Origin of the sequence: Tardiphaga sp. (genome assembly GCF_028290785.1) — a bacterium.
In the GTDB taxonomy this organism is placed as follows: domain Bacteria; phylum Pseudomonadota; class Alphaproteobacteria; order Rhizobiales; family Xanthobacteraceae; genus Tardiphaga.
Genome location: NZ_JAQGJD010000118.1, coordinates 1 through 8200, shown reverse-complemented (window position 1 = coordinate 8200; position 8200 = coordinate 1). Strand labels below are relative to the sequence as shown.

Below are 8200 nucleotides of genomic sequence, written 5' to 3'. Positions count from 1 at the left end.
GCGGACACGCGTCGAACCGTGCGGACGGACGAACGCATCCAACCCGCGAACGGCCCAAGTCGTGTTGGCCCCGATCCTCGTCCTGGATCATGGATGGTGCGCTAAAGCTGGTCGGGCACCAGGGGGTGGCACGGAGCGAGCCCTAAACCCATCGCGTGCGGAACGTCGGTCTGTTCGATTGTCCGAAAGTCCTGACGTTTTACGACTTGCCGACTACGGCATGGCGTCAGGCCCAAGGGTGCATCGGGCACCCGGCGTTCCGCGCGCTCTCTTTTGGAGAGGGTGGAAGGAATGCGCAAAACTCGGGCGCGCAAGCGCGGCGAGAAGGCTAACCCGCGTTTCAGAGCCGGGGGGCTGTTTGACAATTGAATCTCAGCCTTAACCGCCGTCATGCGCAGGCTCGTCCCGCGTTTCCACGTCATGACCACGATAACGGACTTTGCGTAAACGCTCACGACCCGTGGAGGGCTGGATTGGCGTCATCTCCCGAGAGTCATTTTCTCATGCGCCTTGGCACGGGCCTTGCTGGATCTCTACGCTTCGTCACGCTTGCTCCCGAGGATTCCCTGTCATGTCGATCAGCACCATCGCCCTCAACCGGCGCCATTTTCTGCATACCGCGCTGGCCGGCGCATCGGCGGCCACCTTCGGGGTGCGCGAGGTGCATGCGCAATCCCGCGCCGAGACGCTGCTGATCGTGCAGGAGCTCGGGCCGAACTCGCTGGACATGCAGGGCGTCGGCTCCAACCAGACCGTCAACGGCCTGTCGTGGAATTGCTACGACCGGTTGTTGACCTATGCAGCGAAAACCCTGGCGGACGGCACGCCGTCCTACGATCGCGAGAAGCTGGCGCCGGAGCTGGCGGAAAGCTGGGAGGTCGCCGCCGACGGAATGTCCTGCACCTTCAAGCTGCGCCGCGATGCCAAATTCCACAACGGCGCGCCGGTGACGGCGAATGACGTGAAATGGTCGTTCGACCGCGCGGTCAAGGTTGGCGGCTTTCCGACCTTCCAGATGTCGGCGGGATCGCTGGAGAAGCCCGAACAGTTCGTCGCCGTCGATGATCACACCTTCCGCATCGACTACATCCGCAAGGACAAGATGCTGCTGTTCAACGTCGCCGTCGTGGTGCCCTTCATCATCAATTCCGAACTGGCAAAGAAGAACGCGACGGCCGAGGATCCATGGGCGCTGGCTTGGCTGCGCAACAACGAGGCCGGCGGCGGCGCCTACCAGATCGAAAGCTGGAAGCCCGGTACCGAGACCATTTTCGCGCGTTATGATGACTGGAAGAGCGGCCCGCTGCCGAAGATCAGGCGCATCATCGCCCGCGACGTTCCGTCGGCCGGCACCCGCCGCGCCATGCTCGAGCGCGGCGATGCCGATTTCTCCAGCGGTTTTGCGCCGCGCGATTTCGACCAGATCATTAAGGACGCCAAGGTCAAGGTGTCGGGCGTGCCGATCCCCAACGCGCTGTGGTACGTCGCGCTCAACACCGCGAAGCCGCCATTCGACAATATGAAGCTGCGTCAGGCCGTCGCGTGGGCGATGCCCTACGAGCAGATCCAGTCGAGCGCGTTCTTCAACCGCGCGGTGCCGATGCATGGCGGCCCTGCCGAAGTAACCAAGCCGGTGTGGCCGCAGCCGTTCCCCTATGTCACCGACCTCGACAGAGCGAAGGCGCTGATGAAGGAGGCCGGGCTTGAATCTGGTTTCGAAACCACCTTGTCGCTCGATACTGGCACCGCGACGGTCGGCGAACCCACGGTGCTGCTGATCCAGGAGAGCCTTGCCAAGATTGGCATCAAGGCGGCGATCGAGAAGATCCCCGGCGCCAACTGGCGCACCACGCTCAACAAAAAAGAGCTTCCGATGGCGCTGAACCGCTTCAGCGGCTGGCTCGATTATCCCGAATATTACTTCTTCTGGAATTTCCACGGCAACAATTCGATCTTCAACATCTCCGCCTATCAGAACAAGGCGATGGACGCGCTGATCGACAGAGCGCGCTTCACCACCGACACGGCGGAGTACGACAAGACCGTCAAGGAGTTCATCTCGCTTTGCATGCGCGAAGTACCGATCGTACCGCTCAACCAGCCGATCCACGACGTTGCCATGCAGAACAACGTCTCCGGCTACGAGTTCTGGTTTCACCGCGAACCGGACTTCCGGCAGTTTACCAAGGGGTGAGCGGAGCGAGGGTTGCGTCACAACAACCCCTTGTCTTCCTCTTCCACCTGCTCGATCAGTTCCTCCGTCACCACCGCGCCGCCGCGCGGCACCAGGAAGATCATCGCCGCGGCGCAGCCGAGCGACAGCACCACCAGCGCGATGTTGAGCGGAACCGGGGTGGCAAAGTGGCCGCCGAGATAGGCCCCGAACTGCGAGCATAGTGCGCCGAGGCCCATCTGCATGAAGCCCATCATGCCGGATGCCGAGCCGGCCGATTGCGGACGAATGCTGAGCGCGCCCGCCGCCCCGTTCGACATCACGAAGGCATTGCCGAACATCACCAGCATATGGGTGAGGAACAGCCAGGCCGGCTGCTGGTTCAGGCCGCTGAGGCCCCAGATCACGTTGAGCAGCGCGCCGCCGAACTGCAAGGCGAGCCCGAACCAGATCAGTTGTTCGATGCTTCGCCTGGGTGCGAAGCGCACGCAGCACAGGTTGCCGACGAGGTAAGCCAGGCCGGAGGTGGCAAACCACGCGCCGTATTCGGCGCTGCTGCGGCCCATCTGGGTCACCACCACATAGGGCGCGCCACCGGCAAAGGTGAAGATGATCCAGGATGCGATGACATAGCAAAGCAGGTAGCCGATGAACGTGCGGCTCTTCCGCAGCACGCTGATATCGGAAGCGAAGCCGCTGCCGGCGACGCGCTCGCTGAAGCGGCGCGTCTCGGGCAGCAAAAAGGCAATCGCCAGCGTGACGACCAGCGAGGCCGCGGTGACGGCATAGAAGATCGAGCGCCAGCCGAAGCCGGTCTCGAGCAGACCGCCGGCCAGCGGACTCAGCATCTGCGCGATCATCATCACCGCGATCACCAGGCTGATCATGGCGCCGACACGGTCGCGCGGATAGAGGTCGCGGATAATGGCGCGACTCATCACCATGCCGGTGGCGCCACCGAGCGCCTGGAAGAACCGTGCTGCGATCAGTTGCGGGAGCGTCTCGGCGAACACGCTGCCGACGCCGGCCATCACCATCAGCCCGAGCCCGGCGAGCAGCACCGGGCGCCGCCCGAACCGATCCGACAGCGGCCCCATGATCAGCTGTGAAAACGCCAGCCCGACCATGTAGAGCGACACCGTCATCTGCGCGATGGAGATGTCGCGCTCGAACACCCTTGCCAGTTCCGGCAGCGCCGGCACCAGCATGTACAACGAGATCGGCGCCACGCCGGTCATCGTCACCAGCAACAGCAGCATCACCCGCGATTTGGAATGGTCGATGGCATCGACAATGGGAGCGGGCGGGCGGGGGCTGTAATTCACGAGGCGCAGATGCTTTCTGTCTTGTTACTGCCGCGGTTGCTGCTGCAGCGGCTCGGTTGCCGCTTCCAGCCAGATCCTCGTCGCCTCGTCTAGCAACGGCGCGACCTCGCGGCGGACACGGGCGTGGTAATCATTGATCCACTTCAGCTCGCGCTGGCTGATGCGTTCGGCATTGATGAGGCGGCGATCGATCGGCGCCAGCGTCAGCGTCTCGAACGCGTTCATGGGCTGCTCGGCGCCGTCGATGTTCGCTTCGACGACCAGTTCGAGATTCTCGATGCGGATGCCGAACCCGTCGGTCTTGTAGTAGCCGGGTTCGTTCGACAGGATCATGCCGCGCTTCAGCGGCGTGGTGCCGAGCTTGGAAATCCGCGCCGGGCCCTCATGCACCGACAAATAGCTGCCGACGCCGTGGCCGGTGCCGTGCGCGAAATCGAGTCCTGCATGCCACAGGAACTGCCGCGCCAAGGTATCGAGCTGCGCGCCGGAGGTGCCATCGGGAAACGCGGCGCGGGCAATCGCGATGTGGCCGCGCAGCACGCGGGTAAAGCGGTCGCGCATTTCGTCGGTGGGTTCGCCGATGGCAATGGTACGGGTGACGTCGGTGGTGCCATCCTCGTACTGCGCACCGGAATCGATCAGGAGCAGATCGCCGAGCGCGATGCGGCGGTTGGTCTTGCGGGTGACGCGGTAATGCACGATGGCGCCGTTCGGGCCGGTGCCGGCGATGGTCGGGAACGACACGTCCTTGAGCACGCCGGTGTCGCGACGAAAGCTCTCCAGTGCCTCGACGGTGTCGATTTCGGTAAGGCCGCCTTTCGGCGCCTCGCGGTCGATCCAGGCCAGAAACCGCGCCAGCGCCACGGCGTCGCGGCGATGCGCGGTGCGGGTGCCTTTGATCTCCACCGGGTTCTTGACGGCCTTTAGCAGCGCCACCGGATCGCTCCCGCGCACCGGTTTGCCGCCATGCGATGTTATCAGGCGGCTCAAGGCGTCGGCTGCCGTGGCATTGTCGAGCGCGATCGAAGCACGCTTTTCCGCCAGCGCGACGAGCGCGGCCGTCAGCGCTTCCGGCTCCTTCACATCGGCATTGGTTTCGAGATGGTCGCGGGCGCTGTTGGAGAGCTTGCGATGATCGATGAAGATTTGCGGACGACCCTCCTTCGGTACCAGCGCATAGGACAGCGGCAACGGCGTATGCGAGACGTCGGCGCCGCGAATGTTGAAGGTCCACGCCACCGCATGGGAATCCGACAGCACCAGCGCGTCGGCGCCGAGCCTGGAGATTTCTGCGCGGATCCGGCCGAGCTTGTCGGCCTCGGATTCGCCGGCGAATTTCATCGCGTGGATGGATACCGCGCCAAGCGGCGGTGCGGGCCGTTCACCCCACACCGAATCCAGTGGGTTGCTATCGACCGCGACCAGTTCGGCTTCCGCTCTGGCGCAGGCCGTAGCCAGTCGCTCCGCTGCTGCAGAAGTGTGCAGCCAAGGATCAAATCCGAGGCGATCACCGGGTTTCAGATGCTCGCCGAGCCAGATTTCCGGCGGCGGCTCAACCAAAGGTTCGACTCTCCACGCCTTCACATCAACTTGTTTGGCCGCCTGCAGCGTGTAACGGCCATCGACGAACACCGCGGCTTCTTGGAGCAGCACAATGGCCATGCCGGCCGATCCGGTGAAGCCGGTGAGCCAGGCGAGCCGCTCGTCGGACGGCGGCACATATTCATTTTGCTGCTGGTCGGCGCGTGGAATCACAAACCCGGTCAATTGGCGACGCCGCAGCTCCTCGCGAAACGCGGCGAGCCGCGCGGTGAGCGCTACGCCGCCTTCGGGTTCTTCAAACGTCTGGAAAAGCGCTTCGAACATGGCTCAACATCCTAGGTTCGCACCGCCGCGGCTGCAATCGAGGGGCAGGGTTGCGTGAATCTGGCACAAGTTATGCTTGAATTTAACGGCTAGCGTTCACCCGGATGGAACCATTCGCCGCGGCTTCGGTTGTCGATGCGGTGTCGGTGACATCCAGTGTTTCAACTCAACGAAGAGGGGATACACGATGCCTGCCTTTACGTTCGAGAAGATCTCCCCGCCGCCGCGTCGCGGTCCGATTCCACCCATCGAGAAGAAACAACGCGGCGTTATCGTTCAGGTGCTCGGGCGCTTCGTCGAGGCCCGCGTGCAGCGCGCCGAACGGCTGGATCAATCGATCCGGGACCTGGCCGACAAGCTCCCGCCCAAATAACCTTTAGCCGGCCCGCTGCATCAGCAGGCTGCTCCATCCCTCGATCTGCTGGTGCCGCAGCAGCACCAGCCCGCGTGCCCGGTAGGCGACGATCACGCTCATCGCCTGGTGTGGCAGCAGGCCCGACAGGATGATCATCGCCGACGGCGCCAGATGTGCGGCCATGGCGGTTGCCATCTGCCGCAGCGGATTGGCCAGGATGTTGGCCAGTACCAGATCGAATGGCGCCCGCTCGCCAAACGCAGCGGACGCAAAGCCGGTGGCGCAGATTGAATCCACGAGATTGCCGACCCCGTTGAGCCGCGCATTTTCGCGCGCCACCCGTGCGGCCATCGGGTCGATGTCGGTGGCCAGCACGCGGCGCTTGGTCGCCTTGGCGGCGGCAATCGCCAGCACCCCGGTGCCCGAACCCAGATCGAGCATCCGGCGCGGCGACTTGGCGCGCAGCACCTGATCGAGCAGCAGCAGGCAGCCGCGCGTGGTGCCGTGATGCCCGGTGCCGAAGGCCAGGGCCGCCTCGATCTCGATGCCGAGCTTGTTCGGCGGCACTCTGGCGCGGTCGTGCTGGCCATGGACGACGAAGCGGCCGGCACGGACCGGCGCCAGGCCCTCGAGGCTCTCCGCCACCCAGTCCTTCGCCTCGACCACGTCGAACACGATGCTCTCAGCCACCGCATCGCTCGACGCCAGCCCGACCAGATTGCGGATCGACGCCTGATCCGGCGGATCGGCAAAATGCACGCTGACGTCCCAGCGGCCGTCCGGGCGCTCAAACGCAGCGATCGCGGCCTGGCCCTCGTCGAAACTCTCATTGAGCAGATCGACGACGCGCTTGGCGCTGCGCTCGTCGCCGATGGCGAACAGCGCGCGGGTGGTGGCGGGGGTGATGATGGCAGTCATGGGCAGTCCGGGAGACGGTGAAAGGGAAGGCGTTCGCGGCTTGTTCCCACGGCGTGCGGAGCTTCTGCACAGGAACATACCCGGCTTATGCCATGCTTCTGCACCGGCTTGTGCAGCGATTTTGCGCCGGTCATGCGCGAGCTTGAGCACCGGGTTTTCCCGCAGTTATCCACAGGAGATCCACAGGGTTTTCAACATGCTTGTCATTCCGGGGCGGGAGCAGCGCTAGCTGCGAGCGAACCCGGAATCCAGAGATGGTTGAACACTGCGGGGTTCCGGGTTCACGCTCCAACCGGCTGCGCCGGCTGAATCGTGCCCCGGAATCACAGCCCGGCCGCTACCCGAACAGCGCCCGATGATCCCGCAGGATCGTCTTGGCGGCATTATGCCCCGGCGCGCCGGTGACGCCGCCGCCGGGATGGGCGCCGGAACCGCAATGATACAGCCCCTTCAACGGGCCGCGGTAATCGGCGTGTCCGAGCATGGGTCGCGCGGAGAACAACTGGTTGAGGCTCAGGGCGCCGTGAAAAATGTCGCCGCCGAGCAGGCCGAAATCGCGCTCCAGATCGAGGGGGGTCAGGATCTGGCGGCCGACCACGGTTTTGGCGAAACCGGGCGCGTAGTTATCCACCGTCGCTATCATCAGGTCGGCGACCTCGTCGCGATGGTCGTCCCACGAGGCGCCGTCGGGCAGAACAGGCGCGACGTGCTGGCAGAACAGGCTGGCGACGTGCTGGGCGGGCGGGCTGAGCGAGTCGTCCAGCGTCGAGGGAAACAGCATCTCGACGATCGGCTCGCGGCTCCAGCCGTGCTGTCGCGCGTCCTGCCAGGCGCGGTCCATATAGGCCAGGCTTGGCGCGAGGATGATGCCGGCGCTGAGATGGTCGCCGCTGCCGGGCAACGCGGTGAACGAGGGCAGGGCATGGAGCGCGACGTTCATGCGAAAGGTGCCGGAGCCGTTGCGCCAGTTCGAGATGCGATCGAGGAACGGCTTTGGCAGCGCCTCCGCCGGCATCAGTCGGGTGTAGAGCAACTTCGGATTGACGTTGGACGCGACGTATTTCGCGCGAACACTTTCGCCGTTGTCGAGGATCACGCCGACCACGCGGTCGCGCTCGACCAGCACTTCGCGCACGCCGTTGTCGGTCTCGATTTCGACGCCATGGCTGCGCGCCGCGGCGGCCATCGCTTGTGTGATCGCGCCCATGCCGCCGATGGCGTGGCCCCAGACGCCCTTCTTGCCGTTCACCTCACCGAAGGCGTGGTGCAGCATCACATACGCCGAGCCCGCCGCATAAGGGCTGGCATAGTTGCCGACGATGGCGTCGAAGCCGAACAGCGCCTTGATCAGGTCGCTCTCGAAGATGTCGTCGAGCATCTCGCCGGCGGAGGCGGTGAACAGGTCGAGCAGCAGGCGCTGCTGGTCCATCGAGAGCGCGCGCAGCACATTGGCGGTGCCGAGCGCGTTGATCGCCTCGGCGATGCCGTTGAGGCCGAAGCTCGGCACGAGGTTCGGCGGCGCGCGCAGCACGAACTGCCGCAGCACGTCGGCGATCCGCTCCA

The 8200-nt window shown here is 64.6% G+C and carries 6 protein-coding genes; 2 read left to right on the top strand and 4 right to left on the bottom strand.

Annotated features, from left to right (window positions below; genetic code table 11):
* Window positions 1–571 precede the first annotated feature (571 nt).
* Window positions 572–2194, top strand: a complete 1623-nt coding sequence (locus JWR89_RS06620; RefSeq protein ID WP_299713341.1) for an ABC transporter substrate-binding protein — start codon at window positions 572–574, stop codon at window positions 2192–2194.
* 17 nt (window positions 2195–2211) lie between these two features.
* Here JWR89_RS06620 and JWR89_RS06615 read toward each other — a convergent pair whose 3' ends face one another.
* Entirely contained in the window at window positions 2212–3432 is a 1221-nt protein-coding gene (locus tag JWR89_RS06615; protein WP_299713344.1) for a multidrug effflux MFS transporter, read from the bottom strand.
* A 90-nt stretch (window positions 3433–3522) separates the two neighbouring features.
* The gene (locus JWR89_RS06610; RefSeq protein ID WP_299713339.1) at window positions 3523–5364 is read right to left on the bottom strand and encodes an aminopeptidase P family protein; all 1842 of its coding nucleotides are present in this window, start codon (window positions 5362–5364) and stop codon (window positions 3523–3525) included.
* Between the two features lie 187 nt (window positions 5365–5551).
* On the opposite strand from JWR89_RS06610, the gene JWR89_RS06605 reads away from it, so the two are divergent.
* On the top strand, window positions 5552–5737 hold the full coding sequence (locus JWR89_RS06605) for a hypothetical protein (RefSeq protein ID WP_299713336.1): 186 nt from the start codon (window positions 5552–5554) through the stop codon (window positions 5735–5737).
* Between the two features lie 3 nt (window positions 5738–5740).
* Here the strand turns inward: JWR89_RS06605 and JWR89_RS06600 are convergent, their stop codons facing one another.
* Both JWR89_RS06600 and JWR89_RS06595 read right to left on the bottom strand, forming a co-directional pair.
* The gene (locus JWR89_RS06600; RefSeq protein WP_299713333.1) at window positions 5741–6637 is read right to left on the bottom strand and encodes a 50S ribosomal protein L11 methyltransferase; all 897 of its coding nucleotides are present in this window, start codon (window positions 6635–6637) and stop codon (window positions 5741–5743) included.
* Between the two features lie 337 nt (window positions 6638–6974).
* Window positions 6975–8200: NAD(P)/FAD-dependent oxidoreductase (locus JWR89_RS06595; protein WP_299713330.1), on the bottom strand; the 1226-nt coding region annotated here is incomplete at its 5' end.

What these genes read in the sequence shown, in the direction of transcription:
- JWR89_RS06620 (WP_299713341.1), top strand. Translation starts at nt 572, where the DNA reads ATGTCGATCAGCACCATCGCCCTCAACCGGCGCCATTTTCTGCATACC.
- JWR89_RS06615 (WP_299713344.1), bottom strand. Translation starts at nt 3,432, where the DNA reads ATGCTGCTGTTGCTGGTGACGATGACCGGCGTGGCGCCGATCTCGTTG.
- JWR89_RS06610 (WP_299713339.1), bottom strand. Translation starts at nt 5,364, where the DNA reads ATGTTCGAAGCGCTTTTCCAGACGTTTGAAGAACCCGAAGGCGGCGTA.
- JWR89_RS06605 (WP_299713336.1), top strand. Translation starts at nt 5,552, where the DNA reads ATGCCTGCCTTTACGTTCGAGAAGATCTCCCCGCCGCCGCGTCGCGGT.
- JWR89_RS06600 (WP_299713333.1), bottom strand. Translation starts at nt 6,637, where the DNA reads ATGACTGCCATCATCACCCCCGCCACCACCCGCGCGCTGTTCGCCATC.